The organism is candidate division KSB1 bacterium, assembly GCA_022562085.1.
Taxonomy (GTDB): Bacteria; Zhuqueibacterota; Zhuqueibacteria; order Oceanimicrobiales; family Oceanimicrobiaceae; genus Oceanimicrobium.
In genome coordinates, this window is record JADFPY010000019.1 from 1 (window position 1) to 22,263 (window position 22,263).

Genomic DNA, 22,263 nt, shown 5'->3' on the forward strand with positions numbered 1-22,263 from the left:
CATTACCGCTTAGATGCCGATTCAAAATGGCGTATAAAGAGAATAACTGGCACAAAGCAACAGGAAATGCAGGAAGAACTGCATACGTTTTCTGAATGGAGACACATCCTGGAAACTAACGGTTTTAAAGTGGTAAAGTATTACAAAGATAGGTTTTTCGTAAAGAAAAAAAACATCTTAAAAAATCTGCTGTTTTCGCTTTGGTTAAAATTCTTACCATTAAAATACTCTTACCAATTTATTTTTGTTTGCCAACAACACTGAAGAGGGAAAGTCTTTGAAATTTGACCTGTCACATTATGACATAGCTTATTATGCGAAAAAGAAGGAACAATATGAAAAAGGCCAGGCCTGGAAAATCGAGCCATTTTTTTACGAATTGGACGTAGAAGGAAAAACGGTACTTGATTATGGCAGTGCTGCCGGTAACATGGCAAAAGAGGCGGTCAAAAGAAACGCCAAAGCCGTGGCGGCTTATGATCCAATTTACGATAACCATCCGGAAATCGTCGAATTAATTCATAGCGAAGGAATTGACTTTTTAACAACCGAAAAGCTAAGATCCGTTCATGATAAATTTGACTTGATTTTTTGCAGCGATGTCATTGAGCACGTTACTCCAGAAGAAGTTGATGCCTTTGTTGCTGATTTAGTTAGATTCGCCAACGCTAAATCAATTATTTGTGTAAATTCTCCGGTTAAAATTAATCTCGCTTTCTTAGTGGGTCGCCCGCTGGCATCTGAGACGCAGGGACATATAAACAGAAACCTTTGATTTAATCGACAGGTAAAGTATCAAAAATAGTTCTTGAGTTATTTCATAAAAATCATTAACTTTAATTATAACAATAAGTTAATGGGTGAATAAATGATAAGAACACAACAACTACAAATGTCCATTTTAGATGGTGCCTTTTCGAGACGCAAAAAACGTTCAAGAAGTGATAAATTACTCAAAAGTATGGACAAATTCATTGACTGGAGGCCTTTGGTAAAAGAATGTGAAGGTATGTTTAAAAAATCAAATAGGGGCCGTCCCACAACGCCTATTGAGCTGTCCTTGAAATGTTTGTTCATTCAATTTCTTTATGGTTTAAGCGAACCGGGCCTTGAAGACGCCCTGATTGACCGGTTGAGTTTTCAGCGATTTCTTGGTATTAGTTTTGATGAAGAAATCCCGGACTTTACGACTATCTGGAAATTTAAGGCTCGGTTGATAAAATACAACCTGTATGATAAGCTTTTCGATGCTATTCTTCATCAACTTGAAAACGCGAATCTGATTCTGAAGAAAGGCACTTTGATAGATGCAACGATTGTTCTGGCTGCGAGGAAACCCAATAAGCAAGAGACCGGCAGCGCTGACAACAAAGAAAATGAAGTCAAAAAAAGAAGTTCCCAAAAAGATTATGATGCCAGCCATACCCAAAAAAACAAGAAAAAATACTATGGTTATAAAGGGCATATTGCCGTAGATGAAGGTTCGAATATCATCAGAAAGAAAGCTTTTACTACAGCGAGTCCGCATGATTCTCAAAAGAGAGAAGAGTTGATTTGTGGAGATGAGGCTTCTGTTTTTGCTGACAAAGCTTATGACAATGATGAGGTAAAGAGAAATTTCAGAAAGGAGGGCATTTATTACGGAATACTTGATAAAGCTAGAAGAGGACGCCCCCTTTCGAAGAGCCAAAAGAAAAGAAACAAAAAGAAAAGCAGGGTTCGAAATGCGGTGGAAAGACCCTTTGCACACTTTAAAAATCTTTATCATTTTTCCTCTGTAAAATATCTGACAACTGAAAGGAACGACCTTCATTTCACTTTTTTGTGCATGATTCATAATGTTCGTAGGGGCATTGCCCTTTGTGCAACATAGATACGAATTATGAGCCGTTGACCCTTAATAAGTTACCGTTTGATTCTTTTTTTGCCTATTATATTGGGCTCATTTTATCCAAACAAGGATATCGGCGTGATAGTTTTCTAAAAATTTCGTCATAGCTTTTTAAAAAATTCAGCAAAATTCACCAACTAAGAACGGTTGATTAAATCAAAGGTTTCTCAATATGTAATGAGTAACATTTCTCACTTGCGTATCTATCATCTAAACAACGACTTAGATGTCATTCTGAGCACAAGACGCACAGTTTTTTATTTTCTGCAACAAATCATCTGTGCGAAGAATCTGCTACGCCTCCGAAGATTCTTCGCGCCAAACACGGTTGCGTAAGGGCACACATTCATCACTTCGCGCTCAAGAACGACCAACTTTAGATCAACCAACATGAATAATAAATAAACTATAACGCGCTAATTTAAATAAAATAATTGCGGAAATCAAACCCCTCTGCGGCACACAATCGCAATCTTTTACTTTTTTCTTTGACTTTTGAGCAAAATTTTTCTAAATTTTTCAAGTTTGCAACATTCCCTTTTTGCTATGCGGTTTCCAACTGTAAAATTACTCATTTTAACCACCGCCACTGTTGCGTTTAATAGCTTTGCAAGTCCAAGCGGCTCAAAGGGCAAGGCCCTGTTGTATTCAGTTAATGTGAAAAACGGTCAGGCACCTGTACTGGACGGCATCTTGAGCAAAAACGAGTGGAAGAATGCCACGATTATTCATAATTTCACTCAGAAAGAGCCCATAGAAGGCAGCAATGTTTCCGAAGCTACAATTGTGCTGATAACCTATGATAAGGACAATATTTATTTTGGAATTCGCTGCTTCGATAAGGAAGCTCAAAAAATTGTCGCGAATGAAATGCGGCGCGATTACGATCTTTCGGATAACGATTACTTTGAGATCATCATCGATACTTTCCACGACCAACGAAATGCCTACTACTTTGCCACGAATTCATTAGGCGCGCGTCTCGACTGTGAGGTTAAATCCGAGGGCGCACACATCAACTGGGACTGGGACGGTATCTGGGCCAGCGCCGCCAAAAAAGACAAATACGGCTGGACAGCAGAAGTGGCGATTCCCTTTAAAACCCTTCGGTTCGACAATAGCGACGAACTGACCTGGGGTATTAATTTCGGCAGGTATATTCCCCGAAAAAGAGAAGAAGCCTACTGGGCGCCGATTTCACGCGATGACGACTTCGATAGTATCGGTAAATTTAAGCCTTCAAAATTTGGAACGCTGAACGGCCTCAGAAATATCAAACAGCAGCAGCGCTTTCAAATCAAACCATACGTTATCGGCGGCGTCGAACGGGATTTTGAATTCGGCACCTCGATCGATAAATTAGGTGATGTTGGTTTGGACACCAAAGTTCACCTGACCTCGAATCTGGTGGCCGACTTAACCTTGAACACGGATTTCGCCCAGGTTGAAGCTGATGTAGAACAGGTCAATCTTTCACGATTCGACCTGTTCTTGCCGGAAAAAAGAGACTTTTTTATTGAAGGATTAGATGTCTTCAATATCGGCGTAGAATCGTTTGGTGAGCCGTTGAGCTTACTTTTTTTCAGCCGCAACATTGGCCTCGATGCACCGATTATCGGCGGTGTGAAAATGACCGGTAAAGAAGGCCCCTATGAAATTGGCTTGCTGGATGTTTATACTAATTCTAACAATGATTTGGGGATACCTAAAACAAACTACGCCGCTTTAAGAATAAAACGGGATGTACTTCAACGTTCTTATATCGGGTTTATGGGTTTGAGCAAAAATTCGGAAATTAGGGATGATTACAACAGGACTTTCGCCGTTGACGGTTCCTTTTCATTTGATAATAATATCCGTGTGAATGGATATTTCGCCAAAACACAAACCCCCGGTCTTAAAGGCAAAGATACCAATGGCTTCGTCGATTTTTCCTGGGGCACCGACAAGTTCTCTACCCATGCTTCGTTCACGGACATCGGGGAAAATTTTAATCCTGAAATGGGATTCTTGCAGTGGAACGATATACGCAGATACACCCTTAAACTAACCGCCAGCCCAAGACCAAAGTTATTTAACACAAGGCAGACCCACCTCGCCTACGAACTTGAATACATCACCGACCACAACAACCAACTGCAGTACCGGATCATCGAACCAACAATTTTAAACATGTTTAACGATGAATCTTATATCTTTGTTGGCCTAAGTAATTATTATGATAAGGTACAAGACCCGTTTGAATTAGGTTCGACGGTTATTCCAATGGGTATTTATAAATACAACGTCATCGGTTTAAGTTATGGCTCAGATTTAAGCCGAAAAATATCAGGGATTGTGCAAGGCGGGGCAGGCAGTTTTTACAACGGTGAATTTCAAAGCGTTGGCTTCTCTACCTATTTGCGCCCGAATGATAGATTCGCTGTCGATCTAGACTGGACCTGGAACCGGGTGGATGTGCCCTTTCCGAACGGCAAATTCACCACCAGCATTCTTGGCGCAAGAATAAATTATTCTTTCACGACCGATTTATTTGCAAAAGCCTACATTCAGTGGAACGACTTCGAAAACAGAATCATCAGCAATTTCCTGGTGAGATATCGATATAAACCCGGCAGCGATTTCTATTTTGTTTATAATGAAGAGTCGAATACCGGAGGGAAGTTCACAACGGCTAACAGAACCCTGATAGCCAAATTTACTTACCTGTTAGATATTTAGATCCTTCAGTGCTTGACAAAGCCTGGGTATGCCATTTATTTTAACACCGAGGCTTGACTTTTGTTTTATTCATGGGTACAATCGCTAAGGCGCACCTTATCGCCAAATAATTCTTCCATCACTTCAAGGGGACGTTAAACTCACAAATGCCGATTTTTATTGTTCAAAGTGATTTGGCAGTAAACTTTCTGGCAGGTTCTTCAACACTATTCCTTCTTATCATTTATCTTTCAGTTCTGATCCCAGGGCGAGGGCATCAAAATCTATCCGATAAAGATTTAATAGCCAGGTGCTGTCTAAAATCCGCAGATTGGGAAAATTGCTGGCGTGAATTTCAAAGCAGATTCAATAAAACAATTCTATTTTATGTTTATCAGGAATTCCAAAAAATATCCGGTCAAACAATATCAACTGAATTTCATGAAATTGTAAAAGATTTACGACAAGATGTTTATATAAAGTTATTAAAAAATGATTCCCAGGCGTTAAAAAAATTCAATGGAAAAAACCAAAGCTCCTTTTTAGCCTATTTACATGTAATTACCAAAAATTTGGTTAAGAATTACGTCAATACCAACAGCTATAAAAAGCTCGTACCTATGTCCAAAATAAAATCTGCACACGAACAATCGGCAGGCCTTCAGTTTCAACCGGTTAGCATGGACACGGTTGATGAAATAGAAAAGTCGATTTTTCAGGATTTTATTTTAGAAAAAATAAAAACGTGTTACTGCAGCAAAAACCTGGAAAGAGATATTTTACTTTTTAAATTTTTTTATTTCAAAGGTTTCACGGCAAAGGAAATCGCGAGTAACTCCAACTTTAATCTAACAGCCAGCGGAGTTGAAACAACTGTGAACCGAATCGTTCAGAGATTAAAAGAAAGTTTAACAAAATAGACATCTTTGGGAGGTTTTGGTAGACTTTATGTGTCTATGTAATTGCTAATCATGGATGATTGGCGGTTGGTGTTGTGGAGGTATGATGATGAAAGAAGAATGTTTAAATTTTAAGCAATTCTACGATATTGTAAGCAACAAAATGCCGAATGGTAAGCTTGCCGGCCTTAATCAGCATGTTGAAAGTTGTAAAAAATGCGCTGACAAATTAGATTTTATCAAAAGTATATATAGTTCCATGCACGTAGACAGGAAAGGCAAGGCCGAAAAGCACAAAATACATATCACGCAAGAGATGAAAGAAAGGTATTTTCAGCAAAATTTACCGCAATCCGACATCGACAAAATTCACAGCCATTTATTGAGTTGCAGCGACTGTTTTGAAGAATTCAGCGCCAGCTCCGCAGCTGCTTTTTTAACACCTTCTCCAGGTGAAAATTCAATTCTCGAACAAATTGAATCAGTGGAAATCAAAGATAGAGTGGCACCCTATGAAAGAAAGCTGATAATGGATGCGGCTTCAGTTTCTTCAGCCAACAAATTAGGTCGATTATTTAAGAATCAGAAAGGTCGCTTATCTATCCCAAAACTTGCAGCAGGCATAGCGTGTGTCCTGGTTCTGGGGTTTTTCGGATATCAGCAGGTTACCTGGTTAAACCTGCGAAATAAGAGTAATCAGAAATTTTCTGAGGTCTTAGAAAAAAATAAAATAGGGTTCGATGCTCCCCGTTTAGTTGGTTCAATTGCAAAACTCACGTCGAACCATAGAGGCCAAAAATCTGAGCAGCCGGAAATTCGCGCCGCTGAATTAGCCCTGCTGGATGCCCTCAAACGGAAAACCGACGATGTCAAACTCAACCACCAGTTGGCAACGGTTTACTTTTTTGCCGGCGATATGGGAAAAGCTGAAGAATATTATTTGAAAACGCTCAGCCTGAGCAAAAGTAACGCAAGAATTCATAACGATCTCGCCCTTATCGAAATCAACAAAGAAAATTTTGAAAAAACACTAACCCGCCTTAATCAAGCTTTGCAACTTAATCCAAACCTCCTGGAAGCGCAGTATAATAAAGCAATCGTTTTCGAGGTCCGGAAAGACACCGCCTGGGCAGTTCAAGCATGGGAAAAATACCTTGAATTAGATGAGGATCTTAATTCAGATTGGAATAAGGTGGCGAGAAGCCATTTGATGGAGCTGCGGGAATGATAAGCATCATAAATCGATATTAAAAAAACAATTTTATTTTCTCGGTGAGAAATTTGAGCGTCACCTTATGATGACGCTCAAAATACAAACTTAACTTAAGTAAAGTCCTCCAAAAAGAAGTTACTTAGCTGTAATAAAATATACTACTCTGGTAAAAAATTATCGAGATATTTGTACTTCTGGCTAATAGCTTGTTCGCTAAAACATCAAAAGAAGAATTCCAAGTTCTAATTGCCTCGATAGTTTTTTAATTTGCCAGCAAAACCCGCAGTGTTTTTCTCAAGTTCATGTGCACCGCGTTGTCTTCTCCGTAGTTGATAATCACATCGCTTTTATTATCCCCGTTTAATTCGATGGCTTTTACCAAGTCTCCGTTTTGAGGAAGAAAAACATTAAATTTCGAGCCTATGGTTTTATCTAAAACATTTTTTTTATTCCCCCAGAAAAAAACTAACTTTTTTTCTTCCAGGCTGCTCATGATATCCAGGTGACCGTCGCCGTTGAAATCTGCAACTTCGTAAACCGGCGCCGTTGCACCGCCGCGATAAGTAAATTTAACAAGCAATTTTATTTTGATGTTGGGTTTTTCCTCGTAAAGACCGTCGGAATTCATCAGATATGTTTCGGCGTGTATTTCGACCCTTCGGGTAAGCAGCATGCTAATTATATTCATGAGGCCAACCTTAACGACCGGGATGATGAGATCAATCTTTTGGTCGTGATTCAAATCCACGATATCTAACACCAGTTGAGTGCCGCCGGGTTCAATAACCTGATCCGGCTCGCGACTAAAATAAATGTCATCGCTCTGACCATTGGCGGCACGCCTCTTACCATAATGAACTTCAACTTGGGTTTTTGGATTTACCACGCTTTCTTTAGTCGAAACACGAATATAAACCGCATCTATTATGCCATCTTGGTTTAGATCCTTTATTTTCATCAGATAAATTCGGATACTTTTATCACTAATTCGGGTTCTGCGAATTTTCGCGCCGTGCCAAATCTCCGCCGGTTTGAGCGCCACGCTCTGCTTTTTTTTAGAAAAAAAACCGCGTTCGTCCTGAAGGAAAATCGCCAAACTTCCGGTATAAGCTGCCATTAAGTCCCTTCGGCCGTCGGAATTAAAATCTTCGAAAAATATATATGGAGTCGAATAGTCCGCGCTTGCCTTGTTGCCAACAGAAAATCGCGGCTCATAAAATCCGGAAGCCTTAGATTCGGCGGCAAGGGGAATTTCCTGCAATAACCACTGCTCAGTTGCGCGGTTACGGAAATAAATATTGCACCCGGTGATTTTTGGAATTATAATCTCTTCAATGTGATCGCCGTTAAGGTCTGCAACAAAGTTCCAATAACCCGAAACGTGGTTATTTCCAAGCATAAACATTGAATCTGCGTTCAATAGTTTGGTTGGTTCCAGAACAAATCCGCTGTCACTTAGAGGGTAATAGAATAACCCCTGTGGTGCAAAGAAAACGAACTCTTTTCTAAAATCACCAACCACATCTCCTAAATCGAATAAGATAACTTGCTCATCAAGTTTAAAAGTTTGATTGGGAACTCCTGAAAACCCCTGCTCGGTTTGCAAGAAAACAGAAAAGCGTTTTTCTTCAGACGGCTGACTCTCAGTGCTTAATAACACAAGAATATCTTTTAGATTGTCATGATTTAGATCCTCAACATGGTATAGAATAAGTTTTTCTGAAAATGTAAGATCGTAAATTTGGAAAAGATCTTTTGAAGAAACAGGAATGACTAAAATTGCTAAGATTATACTTGTTAAAAGAAAAGGTCGCATTTTTTTAGGATAAGGCTGAGGCAAAAAATGTTTTTAATATAGCCACTTTAAATTGTTCGAGCAACATATTTGAGCAAATTCTTAATTGTATTTCAAAAACGTATTACAATTGGGAACTTTGGCATAACAATATTAAACAATTGTGTATTTTTTTATCAGGTGGGCAAAAACTTTAACGGCTTTTTCGGCCAGGTTCTTAGCTTGCGAAAACAACATTTGCGCAAAATCTCCACACATTTCCTATAAGAACATTTGAATTTTAGTCACTGGCATATTAGTTGCATGAGGGTGAGCGAATTGTCAATAAATTAAGATACCACATCCAGTGAATAGCAACGTAAATTGGCATTTTTTCTTTTTGGCCGCAGGTCTAATTCTGGCGCTTCCAACCGCCGGCTTCTGCCAGGCCACCCATCAAAGAGTTGAGTTTGAAAGTTCTGTCGGAATTTTCTTTTTTGACAATGAACTTTCATTCGAAGCAAGTCCGGCACTGGGATTAGGTGCTGGTTATAACCTCAATCGATTTCTTCAACTTAATTTGGCTTTCAGTTACGCTCCTGCCCAACAGCAAATTTCTGCAGCAGCATCCAAAATTACCTCAAATATTTCTGTCTATCAATATATCCTCAGTCTGAAATTCCGAAAACAGGAACCAGTCATTTGGCGAATCAAACCATTTGTGAACATCGGCGCCGGGGGAATTATTTTCGACCCGCAGACAAGTTCTGGAGATTCTCTAGATGTTGGCGGCGGTCTAATGATTTCCCTAAACTTTGCAACCAACCATAAATTTGCCCTTAATTTTGGGGGTGGCTTCGCGATTCCACTTTCAAGGAGGTTTCTTTTAAATCTGGAATATCGCAAATACTTTTACCGATTAAACCTGAACGATGGCATAGAAGCCAAAACGGCAACCGCAAACAATAATTATTGGGGTGCAGGATTCGCTGTTTCTTTTTAAAAAGTCGACTCACTTATATTGATGAATTTGAACAGAAATAATATTAAAACCGGACTTCTTTTTCTCATAATCTTGATCAGTCTTATGGCAAATGTTGAACACGGATTGGCCCAGCGAGCGGTAATTGCAATAGATGGCGCGGAGATCTATTCATTGCCCTGGGTTGACGGTTCGCCGATCACCGTGCTTTCAAAAGGCGATACGGTCAACATAATTGGGAAACGCGGTGAATGGGTGAAAATCCATTTCGCCGATGGGAGGAAGGGGTGGATGCAGATTCAGGTAAGAAAACAGCATCCGCCCATAAACGACAGAGCGAAAACGAACGGGCAGGCAATCCCCGGAAACAGAAGATTCGGTATAAACAGTACGGCAAAAAATGGCACCTACACCAACGGTACTCGCAAAACGAATGGAAAGGCGCCTGACCTGGTTAAAAAGAAGCGGCCTGTACCCGGAGATGAAATTTACCGCCGATTTGGCTACTCCTTCGGGATGGGGTTTATCGCAACAGACTACACCTATAGTTGGAAATTCGTCTTTCATTCCACCCCCAAATTAGCATTGGAAGGCTCGTTCAAACACGTGTTAGGAAAAGCAGCGGATTCATATTTCATTATGTCGAATCTTTCTTACATGTTAAAAGAAACAGGGAAAACACGCCCTTACGTGACCGCGGGCATGGGCGTCATCAATACCGTCCCGGATCGCAGTATTGGCAGCGACACGGTTTCAAACATGGCTATCAATTATGGCGTCGGTGCTAGAAAATATCTAACTGAAAAATTATCGCTGATTTTTACCGCCTCGCAATTCAGTATATTTGTGGGAAAAAATATAAGCAACTTCAGGGAATATACCCTGGGAATTTTAGTGGGAAAATTTTGGGATTAATTGAGGAGAAATTCAGTGTCTAAATTCAGTTTATCTCTGCTCTTACTTTTTTGTTTCGGTCTAAGTAAACCCATTGCGGCACAAACCTACTCACGAGTTCATGAGTTATTTCCATTTCTTGGTTTATATGCGCCGGACCGCTTTCAGAGCTCTATGACCGTTGGCGTCCGCTATGAAAATCACTTAAGCCAGCGTTTTGCATTTGGAGGAACAATTGGATTTGCAAAAGCTGAACAGAAATTCTTTCAACAAGCAGTGGGGCTGGCGGTAGAGCAGGGCAGCGCTGCAGTCATATTTTACAATGGTAGAATTGTTTATGAATTTCCCCAGGCCAGCGTGATCCCGTATCTAACTGCAGGATTGGGAGTCACCCGTCAGCATTCTGAATCGAATCTCACGCTCAGTCTGGGCATTGGCACGAAAGTTCCATTGGGAGAAAAAACCTACCTGCGCTGGGAAATGAATGATCACATTTTCAGCAGCGGTCAGGACAATACTTCATGGACAAATAACAATCTGGAATTTTCAGCAGGAATTTCATTCTTTTTACAATAGGTGTAGGTAATCATGAGAATTCAACAATTTAAAATAAAGAATTTCGTTGTTTCTCTAACCAATTAATTAACCGCCCTGTTTTTAAAACAACATACCATGATTGAGGGATCGTGACCTGACCGTTTTAAATCAAAATTTGGGCATGGAAGCTTATCTCAACCTAAAGGAGGTTCATCTATGAAAAAGCTTCGTACGAAATTAAGGAACAGCGAGAGAGGAAGAAAACTAAGGTCCATACTTCTCATTCTCGCGTTGGGAGTACTGCTCTATTTCGGATGCAGCGGCGGCGTTCCGGACGACATCATTCAGGAGTCAGGAACTACGGGTATTATTTTTGTCAAAGCCACCCGGACCAGTACTTTGAATAGTTTTTCCCGTGGCGGCAACCTGTACTCACTGATTCCGGCCTCACCGGATGGTAAGTTAACCAATCTTACTAATCTTGAGGCGGGAGATGTTTCCGATCCGGAGATTTCACACGACGGTTTGAAGGTGCTGTTTTCCATGCGCAGAAGCAGCAGTGAGCGTTTTTACATTTACGAAATGAATGTGGACGGCACGAACATGCGCCAATTAACCAACTCCGATCGCGATGATTTTGATCCGGTTTACCTGCCAAACGGCAAAATTCTATTCACCTCGAATCGGCCCGGCTTTATCGACGAGTATAATAAACGCGATGCCGAAGTCATGCATACGATGAATGCCGATGGCTCAAACATCGAATGTATTTCATTTAACCAGAGCGATGACTTTGACCCGATCGTAACCAAAGACGGAAAAATCGTTTACACGCGCTGGGAACACCACGGCCCGATTAACCGCTTTCCACTGTTTTTTACCAACCCGGACGGGCACGGAACGTTTACTTTCTTTAGTCCACATAATAAACGCACGTTCTTTCACCCGAGAGAAATGCCGGACGGCTCGATCATCGCTGTTCACTCAAGTATGATAAACGGCGACCGCGGACCGCTGGTGATTATCAGGCCCGGCGCGACGGCGGGTGAGCCGATGGGCGAAAACGATATGAAGATCATCACGCCGGATATTGAAACAAATGGGCCGCCCTACGAAAAAGGGGTGTTTAAATATCCGCATCCTTTGCCCGATGGCCGCATCCTGGTTTCTTATTCACCGCGCTTTGGAAATTTTGAAGCAACTAACGAAGATATCGATCCCGATTACGGACTTTATACCATCAAGCCGGACGGCAGCGATTTAAGGCTTCTCTACAACGATCGAGATTTCCATGAGTTTGATGCGGTGGTAATTGGCGACCGCCCGGTTCCGCCGGCTGCCCTGCCTTTTGAGCCGCAACAGCAGGATAAAGATCAAATGGCCGGAGTTTTCACGGTTGAAAATGTCTATTTTCGCCAACAAAAAGATGGACAAGTACGGCCGGATCAATCAATTCAGGAAGTTAAACAAGTCATGGTTATCGAGGGTATTCCAAGACTTAAAGGTGACCGTGCAGACATCGGGATGACAAATTTTGAGCAAAAACGCATTATCGGGGTTGCCCCGGTGCAACCGGATGGCTCGTTCTCAATTCGTGTCCCGGCTAATGTTCCGATCTCTTTTAACACACTTGACGAGACCGGTAGAGCGCTGGTCGTGAAAAGAAATTGGGTGACCGTCAGACCCGGTGAGCAGTTCGGGAAATGTACCGGATGCCACGGACCTCGGGGCGAGGATTCCGGAAATCCCAATCCTATGGCGGCCACTTTACCACCGACTGACTTGAACGTTCCGGAAAGTCAGCGCGAAGACGTCAGCTTTAGCGCTGCGATTGAATCGATTGTCGCGGCGAAATGTGAAAGCTGCCACAGTGGGGCTTCTCCTGCAAAAGGCCTGAACCTGAGTCTGGCAAAAACCTCCGGGAATGAAATGTTCTCGATCGCTTATGAGAGCCTGATGAATGGCAGCGATTTTGTCCGCGAACCATTCTCGCGCAACAGCAGATTGATCGACATTCTTCTTGGAATTGGCGAAAACCCGGGAACCGTTCGTCATCCGGACCCCAATGGCCCCAATGCGCTGACTGACGATGATATTCGCAAATTCATAAACTGGATTGACCTCGGCGGTCAATACAGATAAAGGAGATTTGACTGTGTTTTTACACATGATTTTGACTTTGATGTTAGCAATTCAACCGGCTCTGGGTAACCGCCCAACGGTCGGCAGCAAAGCCATTGATTTTACTTTGAAAACTTTTGATGGCAAACAAGTCACTCTGAGTTCTTTGCGAGGAAAAGTTGTGCTGCTCGATTTTTGGGCCAGTTGGTGTACCCCTTGCCGCGAAGAACTCCCTTTACTTGACATTCTGCACAAAACATATGGCAGGGAAGATTTCAAAGTAGTCACGGTTAACATCGATAATCATCCAAAAAATGCAGTCAAATTCCTCGAAACGTACTCGATCAAGGTAGCTCCCCTTTGGGATCAGAAAAAGAAAGTAGTCTCGGCTTATGATGTCCAGAAGATGCCAACGACGATACTGATCGATAAAAACGGTTGGATTCGATACATCCACTCAGGGTTTGAGACCGAGCAATTTCTTACTTACAAACGTGAAATTGAGATCCTTCTCAAAGAGGGGAAGACCAGAACAAAAAGGCGAACCCCGGTTCGTGGAGATTAGGAGAGTGAAAATGAAACAACTTATCGGTTTTGCACTAATTACACTTGCATTTACGATACTCTTGAGTGGCTGCGTGACCGTCAAACCGTACGAACGCGAAAACTTAGCCGATCGCACGATGGACTTTGACCAGAACCGTGAAGAAGTCATGATGGAACAGCACTTCCTCTTAACCCGCGAAGGGAGTATCGGAGGCAACGGCGGAGCTGGCGGCGGCTGCGCCTGCAATTAGCCGGAGGCTATTTCGACCGAAGTGAAGCCCGAAGGGCGAAACGCAGTGGAGAAATCTTGTAACAAATATCACTAGCACAAAAACATGAAAAAGCTAATTATAAAAACCACAGCAATCATTCTCCTTTTATCAGCCGGAACAATACTGTTTGCCGAAGACAAAATCAGCTTTCGGACAAATTTTTTTAGCGATAACACCGGAACTACCGTACAATCCCCGGCGGTTGAGTTTTTAAAGAGCTTAATCGGCGATCTGCAATTTAGGTTGCGCTATAGTTTGGACCGGGTGATCATCCCGCCCATTCGCGGTCTTTCTGCAACACCTTCACCAACGGATGCAGTGACCGGCGCATCACGTCCGGTGGATGATGAAAATGCGGCCAACAAATCATTCAACAAAGACCGCAATGAGGTCGTCGCTGGCTTTTCTTTGCCCCGGGTCAGCGGAAGTTTCTACTACAGTAATGAAAGCGACTACCTGGGCAAGATGGCGACGATTGCAGCAAATACGGATTTAAATCAAAGGAATACCAACGTTGCTGTAAATTACAGTTATGCTTGGGACAAGATTAAGCCGCTGGGCACAGATACGCTGCACACCAAAGAAGCCCACAGTGTTAATGCAACAATTACCCAGGTTTTGAGCCCCAACATGATTGTCAGGATTGGCGCCGATCTCTCTTACGTAACCGGTTTTCAAAGCAATCCTTACCGGACGGTAAACGCCGGCGGGCAGATTTTTTTAGAAAGACATCCCCTGGAACGGACACGCGGCGCTGTTTTCTTCAAGTTGAATCGCTACTTTAAAACTCAAACCGCTGTGAATATGGAGTATCGATACTACCGCGATAATTGGGATGTGCAGTCACACACGCTTAGCTTCTTTTACCATCAATATTTTAGCGACAAAGTGCTGTTCCGGTACCGTTATCGGTATTATCTACAAACCGCCGCAAATTTCTATCAAACAAGTTACTCAACTGTTAGGCCATTCATGACCTCTGATTACAAATTGCAGGCGTTCAACGCACACTTATTTGGATTTAAAATTGAGTACAAACTGGAAGACCTGGTGAAAGATGGATTCTTAGGGTTTCTGTCATCCTCAACCTTTGAGGCAAAATACGAACGCTACTTTTCGTCAAATGATTTTGCCGCAAACATATTTCAGTTTGGATTGATTATTAACTATTAAGGGGGTGAGAATAAATAATATGGAATTTTGCTATATTCTAAGCTTAATAAAACAACAAAAGCATAATTCAAAAAGATTGTAATTTATTTTTTTTCTCACCCCGTAAACAAAGGAAATCGAATTATGAAAGCATCAACATCTCGCATTCTCATCGCTTTGGGCCTTTGTTTTTCGCTCCTGGGTTTTTACTCCTTAAAAAAGAGCAGCCCGGAAGATCTCGGATTTCACAGACCCAAAATAGATGACCTCGGTTTGATTGAACTTGCCGTCGATCAAATACGACACGAAATTAAAACCGGCAAACTAAATTCATTGAGTCCGGCTTTAAATTTAAAGACCGAGCAGATACAAATCGAAGGTGAACGGGCGATCTTTCAAGGAAAATTCGCTGCTTCGGAAAACAGCCTCGAGCTCACATTCGAAAGAAAGAACGGCCAATGGGAATTGGTCGAATCAACCGGACTTACAGCAGAATTGCAACACTTGAATAAAGATTCAAACATCGGTTTAGTCTCCACATTCGAAGCGTCCGGGTTTGAAATTTACAGTGACGATGGCAATTCCCCCCAGAGAACTCTCATCAAACGGCAATTAAGCCCTGAACACAAAATTGATAAAGTCACCAAATCCATAACCCTTGGAAAATTAGACCGGCAGCTTTTCCAAAAACCTTATGCCGGGGTACTTTTTTCTTCAGTAACTCAATTAAGCAGCGCCCCATTTTTGACAGCGCGCTACGTCCAGCTTGTGACGGATCCGGCCTGGAATCGAATCATCTATGGTGATTACGAAGGCTGGATGAAAGCGTATAACGGCAGAGGAACGGGCCCGGAGGCTCTCAATCGTCCCCACGGCATCGACCGGGACGCGATTGGCAACGTCTATGTTGCGGACACCGGAAACGACCGCATCGTAGTTTTGAGGTTAGAGGGAACCGGAGAACAAACCGAACTGAAATATCAATTTAGTTTTGGTTCGGATGAAATGATGCACCCGTACGACGTCGCCTGGGACGGCGCCGGGACGCCATTTGATTCTTCGGACGATATTATCTGGGTGACCGACACGGGAAATCATCGAATTCTCGGATTCGCACTGGATGGAGAAGCGGCAACTTTGCGCTACAACTTTGGCGCAAGCGGATCGGCTGCCGGTCATTTTTTTGAACCCAAGGCTATCGGCATTGGCAGGTTTAACGGACTTTCCACCAACAGCCTTTATGTCGGCGACACCGGCAACCGGCGCGTCGTGAAATTGAATATTCTGGATAACAGTCTGGAATGGGCGAATGCAGTCACTTTTAAAACCGAGAGTCGAATCACCTCACTGGACGTCGATCACTGGGGCAATCTTTACGTCTCGGATCGCAGTTACTGCGAACTTCGAAAGCTCTCCTCAGACTTGGAACCAATTGTGTCTGTCAAAGGAACGGAAGATTCAATCATTGACCCCATGAACTTCCATGTGACTTTTGGGCAGGTTTATGTTCAGGCTGAAGACAAACGGTACTGGGCCGGCTACGATCAGGCCTTCACACTGGAAAAATGGTCGGAGACTTCCGGCGCCGAGCGTTTTCAACTCGGCCTTGATTTGATAAATTTCAAGGTGAAGTTGAGCGAAAACCTTGATCAAATGCTCGTCCTCTCCAAGTTAACCGACCATGGAAAACTCTCTCTCTTCGTAATTGATGAAAAAACGAATGCCACCGTCCGCCAGATTCCACTCGGTTGGATGATTCCCGGAGATAAAGAAATTTCCTGGGACCGCCGGGACGACCTTGGTTGGCAAACGAGGCCTGGCTACTACCGCCTGCAGTTATCCGCAGAGTCGAGTTACGGCAGTTTGACGACTTTAAAAGAAACGCCGCCATTTTACCTGCCGCTCTACTACTCAGATGACAGTGGTTCGGACATTTATCATGATGCGCATTTAGTGCAAGGTGTGCGTAGCAGCGCATGGGGCAATAGCCCTTTGGAGACAATCGCGAAACATCCCTCGGAAGTGATTTACCGGTTTACGAAGTTAAACCCGACGGCTGAATACGAGATAAGAGCTGAGTTTTACAACAAGGCGGGTACTTATCTGAAGCAACGGATTACGGCCGACGGTAGCTTAATCACACCCGATTTTGAACTACCGGCCGGGCAAATGGAAGTCGACTGGTCAGCGCTTCCGAGGGAAACTTATTCCGATGGTGAGATAGAACTTAAAATCTCCAAATCCGCTGGTGACGGGGATGCCATGATTTCCCGGCTTTGGCTGCGGGAAGCAAATTACGATCCCGCAAATCCACCCGCAAGTTTAGAGAATGAAGTTCAAATACCAGAAGAATATACCTTATCTCAAAATTTTCCAAATCCATTTAACCCTTCCACTACTATCGAGTTTGGCGTACCCGGAGAAACATTTGAAGACGTTACTTTGAAAGTGTTCAATGTTCTTGGTCAGACTGTGAGGGAATTAGTCAACGGCCAGCTCCCTCCGGGACGCCATTCGGTAACCTGGAATGGCAAAGATAATTTGGGGTTACAGGTTTCCAGCGGACTTTATTTCTACCAGCTTAATGCCGGGGAATTTGTTGCAATCAAAAAGCTCATTTTAATGAAGTGATATAAAAAACCTTGCAGGTCTTAAAGACCTGCAAGGTTTACTGGCTGAAGAGCATCTCAGAGTCCCACCCCCTAATTGAGCCAGAGGTCCGGGTCTTCCCGATCCGGGCCTTGTTTATTTAATGCTTTTTAATGAAAATTTGTTTTGAATATTTCCTAATATAAGTTATGTTTAATCAATTAATTACACAATATAATCGTGTGAGTTAAATGTGAATAACCTAGAAAATTTCACATTTTCAAAAATAAACTGACGCCTAAATAAAGTGCGTTTTAAGGATAAAGAATGATTTTCGTTTTTTACTAATTTGTTGCTTTTATTATACATGTGTATTGTTCATAACATGTTGATAACTTGTTAATAGACCGGACACAGGTTACGAAAGTGGGTTGGGGCTCAAAGGGACTGAACGATGTGGTGGATGGCGGAAAAAGGTCGGAGAAAATTTGGTTTTTTCCAAAACGGAGGTAAACGTGCACAACAAAGAAAACAAAACAATTCTGGTTATTGATGATGAACCGGTGATTGGGAGTATTATTAAAAGGTTTATGGGAAATAACGGTTACTCTGTTCACTTTTGTGCCTCTTCAGCAGAAGCGATATCAGCAACCAAGAATACTGTGCCGGAATTAATCATTTCCGATTTTAATTTGCCTTGCTGCAGTAACGGCATTGATTTGTGCCTGAAAATTCAGCAATCAACCAGGAAGCACGTCCCTGTCATAATCATTAGCGGTGAAACTAAAAATGAATTGAACGCAAAAAAAAGAGGCTTTGCGTTTATGGGCAAACCTCTGGAGAAAGAGAAATTTCTGCCATTAGTTGAGGAGTGCCTGAGCTAAAGCGACCTTAAAGTTTTCTGGGAACCCCATTAAGTCAAAGGCCTGGGTCATTCTGATTCGGGCCTTCTTTATAAATTCCTGACTTAACCACGAATGAACACATATAAGCACGAATTAAAAGACTACTCTTTCAAATTCAAGCTCTGCTTAGCCGAACTAATCCTTAAACTATTTTATCAACACTCATTTTTATATTTGTGTTCATTTGTTCGAATTCGTGGTTAATACTTTTTTGCCTATGAAATATCCTCTCCCTTTACACCGGTCATCCTTTCCACAAACCACACCCCCAAATAGCACAGCGGCGTGTCCAAAGCAGCGATAGCGACTTTCAAAATGTAAACACCTAAAATAACCCCCATCAAATCGCTGAAGTCACCGGTGAAAATGGTGGGGTTTTTGTAAAGGAAGATCGTGTTGACCGTAAATGTATCGATGAATTGTGAAATCATTGTGGAGGCGTTGTTGCGCAGCCAGAGGTGCTTGCCTTTGGTCAGTTTTTTCCAGAAGTGGAAGAGGCGAACGTCGATGAGCTGGGCGAGGAGATAGGCGGCCATCGAACCAAACAGCAACCGCCAGATGGGGCCAAAAATGTTAGTGTAATCTTCCTGCAGGGGATAAAACTCGGCGACCGGCAAACGAATACCAATTAAAGAAAACGCCAAAAGCAGCAGGCTCATGCAAAAACCCATGATCACCAGGAAGCGTGCCCGGCGGGCGCCATACATTTCCGAAACGATGTCGGTGATTAAAAACGTGAGCGGAAACCAGATAATGCTAACAGGCAGCACTATTCCGAAAGCGGTAAACAGCTTCACCCCGACTGTGTTGGTCAGCACTACAAAGGTAACGAATACCGCCATAAACCCGGCGTATAATTGTTCGTAACGTTTCATAACAAATTGTAGGGGCACAGAATTCTGTGCCCCTACGCCAGATTTTCCAATTTCAAAATCCGTTCTTTAATTTCTTCGGGAATGGGGACTTTTTTCGCGGCTTTATAATCGAACGACACAATCAAACCTTCACCTTCGGCAGCAATTTTTTGATGTTTGTGACTGACCACACAATAATCCATTACAAATCGATCCGACTCAATGCTTGAGACCTTGCCGCAAATCGTTACTTTATCCGGATAGGCAAGCGGTATTTTAAATTTACTTTCCGTAGCGGCAAGAATGGGTCCGCGGCCGGTCTTTTCCATAAATTCCAAATAACCGATTTTCTCAAAATAAGCGATACGCGCGCTTTCAAAATAGCGAAAGTAAACAATATTGTTGACGTGCTGAAAGGCGTCCATTTCACCCCAGGCAACCGGAGTCTCAATGGTCACGGAATAGTGTTTCAAAATTTCTTGCATTGGTTTGTGGGGAGAGGGCCGGTCGGCTGTGTTACTCATTACTTTTGCTAACGGTTACATTCGCAGTATCCTCGATCAATTCTACCCGGACTTCCCATGGTCGGCAGCAGACCTGGCAATCCTCTTCATATTTCTGGGAAATGCCGCCGGAATAATCAATGAAAATTTCGTTCGGTTCGCCGCAATGAGGACAAAAGATTTCTATGGTATCTTGCACGTAAAAGCCTCAATCTAATTTGTGCAAAATCAGCGAAGTCATAGACCCCTGCCGAAATTTTATGACCTATTTACAAAAGTTCTTCCAGTGACGCCAGTAAATAAACCACGTTTGCTTTATTAGAAGACTCCCCCATCAAACCGATTCGCCAAACCCGGCCTGCCAAATCACCTAAGCCGCCGCCGATTTCGATGTTGTACTCTTCCAACAACCGCTTCCTGATTTTCGCCTCTTCTAAATTTGCCGGAAGTTTAATTGAATTCAGCGTCGGCAGACGGATGCTTTCATCAACAAAAGGCGTCAAGTCCAATTTTTGCAGCCCGTTGATTAATTCCAAGCTGTTTTGTTTATGTCTTGTGAATCGCTGCTCAAGACCCTCTTCATGAATGAGTCTAAGGGCTTCGCGAAGGGCGTAATTCATACTGATCGGCGCCGTGTGATGATAAGCCCGGGTCTTGTCAGACCAGTAATCTGCAACCATGGTTGTGTCCAGGTACCAGCTCTGCACTTTTGTCTTGCGGTTTTTTGCAATCGACATCGCTTCGTCACTGAAGGTGATCGGCGCCAGCCCAGGTGGACAACTCAAACATTTCTGGGTGCCGCTGTAACAAACATCAATTTGCCAGTCATCCACTTTCACCGGCACCCCGCCAAGCGAAGTTACCGCATCCACAATCAGCAGCGCGCCGTACCTTTTACACAGCTCACCCACTTCCGCAAGCGGCTGCATGACGCCGGTCGAAGTCTCGGCATGCACCAGGGCCACGGCTTTTACACCGCCTGCTTGTTTCAACCGGTCTTCGATTTCCTGCAAGTCGATGCTTTTGCCCCAGGGTTTCTTAATCTGAATCGGCGTTGCGCCGCAGCGCTCAACAATATCCGACATACGATTTCCAAACACGCCGTTCACACCGATAATGACCCTGTCTCCCGGCTCAACCACATTGACGAAAGCCGACTCCATCCCTGCGCTGCCGGTGGCAGAAATAGCGATGGTAAATTGATTTTTGGTCTGGAAAACGAATCGTAAAAGTTGTTGGATGTCATCCATGATTTGCAGGAACTCCGGATCCAGGTGTCCAATGATTGGCGTTGAAAGCGCCCGGTAGACTCGCGGATGCACCATACTGGGTCCCGGTCCGAGCAGGAGTCTATGAGATGGATTTAGTTCATCAAAACTTTGCATTTCAAATCCTCTGAATATAATTAACGTAAGCACTTTTTAAAATAAAGCCAAACCCGGTTATAAACACGAGAATGACCGGATAACGGTATATTGGCAGAAAATAGCGTGTTTGTGTGTTCGAGTGTTCAGGTGCTAATATTTTGAAATTAATCAACTTGATAAAATACGTAAACACTTTAACACCTGAACACGCTAACACTGTAAAATTAAACGTAGCAATTTAAAAAAACATGTCAACAAAAGCAAATGATACCGGTGGTCCGAACTTTTCTCTTGATTATCCTTTCACTTATTAATACTTTTAGTCACACATTTAAGGAGATCAATTGAAAATATCACGTCTGAAAACCAAAATTGTTTTTTCAGCATTTTTCTTATCCGGCAGTCTTATTTCCTGCGGGCACAGCAATTCCCCCGAAGGGGTGGCCGAGGAATTTCTCTTCCGTTACTTCATAGAATTGAATCAGCGGGGTGCGCTGGAGTTAAGCACAGGTCTGGCAACAGATAAGCTCAATAAAGAAATCGAGCTGACCCAGAATATCCGGATGTTGCCCAACCTGGATCTGGCTCAACATAAACCCTTTCTCGATTATGAATTGGTTAACAAGCAAAGCCGCAGCGAAAATTCCGTTACCTTTTTTTACGATGTAACCATTGAAAATAAAAACGGGGAGGACTACAAACGCGAGCTGATTTTAACCACGGTCGATATGGACGGCGATTGGAAAGTAAATAATTTCGATACTTTTTTGAAGTGACAGCTATTAGCTCTCAGCCTTCAGCTATCAGCTAAAAAATTTGAAGCTGGAAGCTGATAGCTGACTGCTGGAGGCTTAACTTTGGCAATGTTTCTGCTCGTTATCTCTGCACCCGGAATCATTGGCGGTTTTGGAATTTTAAAAAAGTATTCCTGGGCCAGGGTTTTAGTTCTTATTCTAGGCGCTTTAAATTTACTTAACATCCCGTTCGGAACCATTCTCGGAGTCTACACTTTCTGGGTGCTTTTGAATGAGGAGGTGGCAAAAGAGTTTACTTAGTTTATTCTG

General features: G+C 42.8%; 21 protein-coding genes. 16 read left to right on the forward strand and 5 right to left on the reverse strand.

The window, feature by feature from the left end:
- Positions 1–277 precede the first annotated feature (277 nt).
- The 5 genes from IH879_03225 to IH879_03245 all read left to right on the forward strand — a co-directional run bounded on the left by IH879_03225 (position 278) and on the right by IH879_03245 (position 6,718).
- Complete coding sequence (locus IH879_03225; GenBank protein MCH7673942.1) at positions 278–775, forward strand: class I SAM-dependent methyltransferase; 498 nt, start codon at positions 278–280, stop codon at positions 773–775.
- Between the two features lie 93 nt (positions 776–868).
- Positions 869–1,873 (forward strand): IS5 family transposase, encoded by a 1,005-nt coding sequence (locus tag IH879_03230; GenBank protein MCH7673943.1) that lies wholly within the window; start codon positions 869–871, stop codon positions 1,871–1,873.
- Positions 1,874–2,437: 564 nt separating this feature from the next.
- Positions 2,438–4,612 carry a carbohydrate binding family 9 domain-containing protein gene (locus IH879_03235; GenBank protein MCH7673944.1) on the forward strand — a complete coding sequence of 725 codons (2,175 nt, stop codon included), beginning with the start codon at positions 2,438–2,440 and terminating at the stop codon, positions 4,610–4,612.
- A 146-nt stretch (positions 4,613–4,758) separates the two neighbouring features.
- Positions 4,759–5,511 (forward strand): sigma-70 family RNA polymerase sigma factor, encoded by a 753-nt coding sequence (locus tag IH879_03240; GenBank protein MCH7673945.1) that lies wholly within the window; start codon positions 4,759–4,761, stop codon positions 5,509–5,511.
- A gap of 88 nt (positions 5,512–5,599) precedes the next feature.
- Positions 5,600–6,718 carry a hypothetical protein gene (locus tag IH879_03245; GenBank protein MCH7673946.1) on the forward strand — a complete coding sequence of 373 codons (1,119 nt, stop codon included), beginning with the start codon at positions 5,600–5,602 and terminating at the stop codon, positions 6,716–6,718.
- A 247-nt stretch (positions 6,719–6,965) separates the two neighbouring features.
- On the opposite strand, the gene IH879_03250 is transcribed toward IH879_03245, so the two are convergent.
- Complete coding sequence (locus IH879_03250) at positions 6,966–8,519, reverse strand: hypothetical protein (GenBank protein ID MCH7673947.1); 1,554 nt, start codon at positions 8,517–8,519, stop codon at positions 6,966–6,968.
- A gap of 358 nt (positions 8,520–8,877) precedes the next feature.
- On the opposite strand from IH879_03250, the gene IH879_03255 reads away from it, so the two are divergent.
- From IH879_03255 to IH879_03295, 9 genes are all read left to right on the forward strand, one after another.
- Entirely contained in the window at positions 8,878–9,480 is a 603-nt protein-coding gene (locus IH879_03255) for an outer membrane beta-barrel protein (GenBank protein ID MCH7673948.1), read from the forward strand.
- Between the two features lie 84 nt (positions 9,481–9,564).
- Positions 9,565–10,374, forward strand: coding sequence for an SH3 domain-containing protein (locus IH879_03260; GenBank protein ID MCH7673949.1), 810 nt, complete (start codon positions 9,565–9,567; stop codon positions 10,372–10,374).
- A 15-nt stretch (positions 10,375–10,389) separates the two neighbouring features.
- Positions 10,390–10,929, forward strand: coding sequence for an outer membrane beta-barrel domain-containing protein (locus IH879_03265; GenBank protein ID MCH7673950.1), 540 nt, complete (start codon positions 10,390–10,392; stop codon positions 10,927–10,929).
- A gap of 177 nt (positions 10,930–11,106) precedes the next feature.
- Entirely contained in the window at positions 11,107–13,032 is a 1,926-nt protein-coding gene (locus tag IH879_03270) for a PD40 domain-containing protein (protein MCH7673951.1), read from the forward strand.
- A gap of 13 nt (positions 13,033–13,045) precedes the next feature.
- The gene (locus IH879_03275) at positions 13,046–13,576 is read left to right on the forward strand and encodes a TlpA family protein disulfide reductase (GenBank protein ID MCH7673952.1); all 531 of its coding nucleotides are present in this window, start codon (positions 13,046–13,048) and stop codon (positions 13,574–13,576) included.
- 10 nt (positions 13,577–13,586) lie between these two features.
- The gene (locus IH879_03280) at positions 13,587–13,808 is read left to right on the forward strand and encodes a DUF4266 domain-containing protein (GenBank protein MCH7673953.1); all 222 of its coding nucleotides are present in this window, start codon (positions 13,587–13,589) and stop codon (positions 13,806–13,808) included.
- An 84-nt stretch (positions 13,809–13,892) separates the two neighbouring features.
- On the forward strand, positions 13,893–15,002 hold the full coding sequence (locus IH879_03285) for a DUF3570 domain-containing protein (GenBank protein ID MCH7673954.1): 1,110 nt from the start codon (positions 13,893–13,895) through the stop codon (positions 15,000–15,002).
- Between the two features lie 123 nt (positions 15,003–15,125).
- Positions 15,126–17,612 carry a T9SS type A sorting domain-containing protein gene (locus tag IH879_03290; protein ID MCH7673955.1) on the forward strand — a complete coding sequence of 829 codons (2,487 nt, stop codon included), beginning with the start codon at positions 15,126–15,128 and terminating at the stop codon, positions 17,610–17,612.
- A 473-nt stretch (positions 17,613–18,085) separates the two neighbouring features.
- The gene (locus IH879_03295) at positions 18,086–18,454 is read left to right on the forward strand and encodes a response regulator (protein ID MCH7673956.1); all 369 of its coding nucleotides are present in this window, start codon (positions 18,086–18,088) and stop codon (positions 18,452–18,454) included.
- A 236-nt stretch (positions 18,455–18,690) separates the two neighbouring features.
- Here the strand turns inward: IH879_03295 and IH879_03300 are convergent, their stop codons facing one another.
- The 4 genes from IH879_03300 to IH879_03315 all read right to left on the reverse strand — a co-directional run bounded on the left by IH879_03300 (position 18,691) and on the right by IH879_03315 (position 21,157).
- On the reverse strand, positions 18,691–19,317 hold the full coding sequence (locus IH879_03300; GenBank protein MCH7673957.1) for a queuosine precursor transporter: 627 nt from the start codon (positions 19,315–19,317) through the stop codon (positions 18,691–18,693).
- A 65-nt stretch (positions 19,318–19,382) separates the two neighbouring features.
- The gene (locus tag IH879_03305; protein ID MCH7673958.1) at positions 19,383–19,814 is read right to left on the reverse strand and encodes an acyl-CoA thioesterase; all 432 of its coding nucleotides are present in this window, start codon (positions 19,812–19,814) and stop codon (positions 19,383–19,385) included.
- A 31-nt stretch (positions 19,815–19,845) separates the two neighbouring features.
- A complete protein-coding gene (locus tag IH879_03310) occupies positions 19,846–20,031 on the reverse strand; it encodes a CPXCG motif-containing cysteine-rich protein (protein MCH7673959.1) in 186 nt (61 codons plus the stop codon).
- A 70-nt stretch (positions 20,032–20,101) separates the two neighbouring features.
- Positions 20,102–21,157: an alanine--glyoxylate aminotransferase family protein gene (locus tag IH879_03315; GenBank protein ID MCH7673960.1), complete on the reverse strand. Its 1,056-nt coding sequence runs from the start codon at positions 21,155–21,157 to the stop codon at positions 20,102–20,104.
- 386 nt (positions 21,158–21,543) lie between these two features.
- Here IH879_03315 and IH879_03320 point away from each other — a divergent pair, with 386 nt between their 5' ends.
- Together IH879_03320 and IH879_03325 are read left to right on the forward strand one after the other, a co-directional pair.
- On the forward strand, positions 21,544–21,975 hold the full coding sequence (locus IH879_03320) for a hypothetical protein (protein MCH7673961.1): 432 nt from the start codon (positions 21,544–21,546) through the stop codon (positions 21,973–21,975).
- Between the two features lie 87 nt (positions 21,976–22,062).
- Positions 22,063–22,254, forward strand: coding sequence for a hypothetical protein (locus IH879_03325; protein MCH7673962.1), 192 nt, complete (start codon positions 22,063–22,065; stop codon positions 22,252–22,254).
- The last annotated feature ends 9 nt before the right edge of the window (positions 22,255–22,263 follow it).

Excerpts from the sequence above, each read along its gene's own strand:
- IH879_03245 (MCH7673946.1), top strand. The coding sequence starts at position 5,600 with ATGAAAGAAGAATGTTTAAATTTTAAGCAATTCTACGATATTGTAAGC.
- IH879_03250 (MCH7673947.1), bottom strand. The coding sequence starts at position 8,519 with ATGCGACCTTTTCTTTTAACAAGTATAATCTTAGCAATTTTAGTCATT.
- IH879_03270 (MCH7673951.1), top strand. The coding sequence starts at position 11,107 with ATGAAAAAGCTTCGTACGAAATTAAGGAACAGCGAGAGAGGAAGAAAA.
- IH879_03290 (MCH7673955.1), top strand. The coding sequence starts at position 15,126 with ATGAAAGCATCAACATCTCGCATTCTCATCGCTTTGGGCCTTTGTTTT.
- IH879_03260 (MCH7673949.1), top strand. The coding sequence starts at position 9,565 with ATGGCAAATGTTGAACACGGATTGGCCCAGCGAGCGGTAATTGCAATA.
- IH879_03280 (MCH7673953.1), top strand. The coding sequence starts at position 13,587 with ATGAAACAACTTATCGGTTTTGCACTAATTACACTTGCATTTACGATA.
- IH879_03315 (MCH7673960.1), bottom strand. The coding sequence starts at position 21,157 with ATGGTGCATCCGCGAGTCTACCGGGCGCTTTCAACGCCAATCATTGGA.
- IH879_03235 (MCH7673944.1), top strand. The coding sequence starts at position 2,438 with ATGCGGTTTCCAACTGTAAAATTACTCATTTTAACCACCGCCACTGTT.
- IH879_03325 (MCH7673962.1), top strand. The coding sequence starts at position 22,063 with ATGTTTCTGCTCGTTATCTCTGCACCCGGAATCATTGGCGGTTTTGGA.
- IH879_03300 (MCH7673957.1), bottom strand. The coding sequence starts at position 19,317 with ATGGCGGTATTCGTTACCTTTGTAGTGCTGACCAACACAGTCGGGGTG.
- IH879_03230 (MCH7673943.1), top strand. The coding sequence starts at position 869 with ATGATAAGAACACAACAACTACAAATGTCCATTTTAGATGGTGCCTTT.
- IH879_03240 (MCH7673945.1), top strand. The coding sequence starts at position 4,759 with ATGCCGATTTTTATTGTTCAAAGTGATTTGGCAGTAAACTTTCTGGCA.
- IH879_03285 (MCH7673954.1), top strand. The coding sequence starts at position 13,893 with ATGAAAAAGCTAATTATAAAAACCACAGCAATCATTCTCCTTTTATCA.
- IH879_03305 (MCH7673958.1), bottom strand. The coding sequence starts at position 19,814 with ATGCAAGAAATTTTGAAACACTATTCCGTGACCATTGAGACTCCGGTT.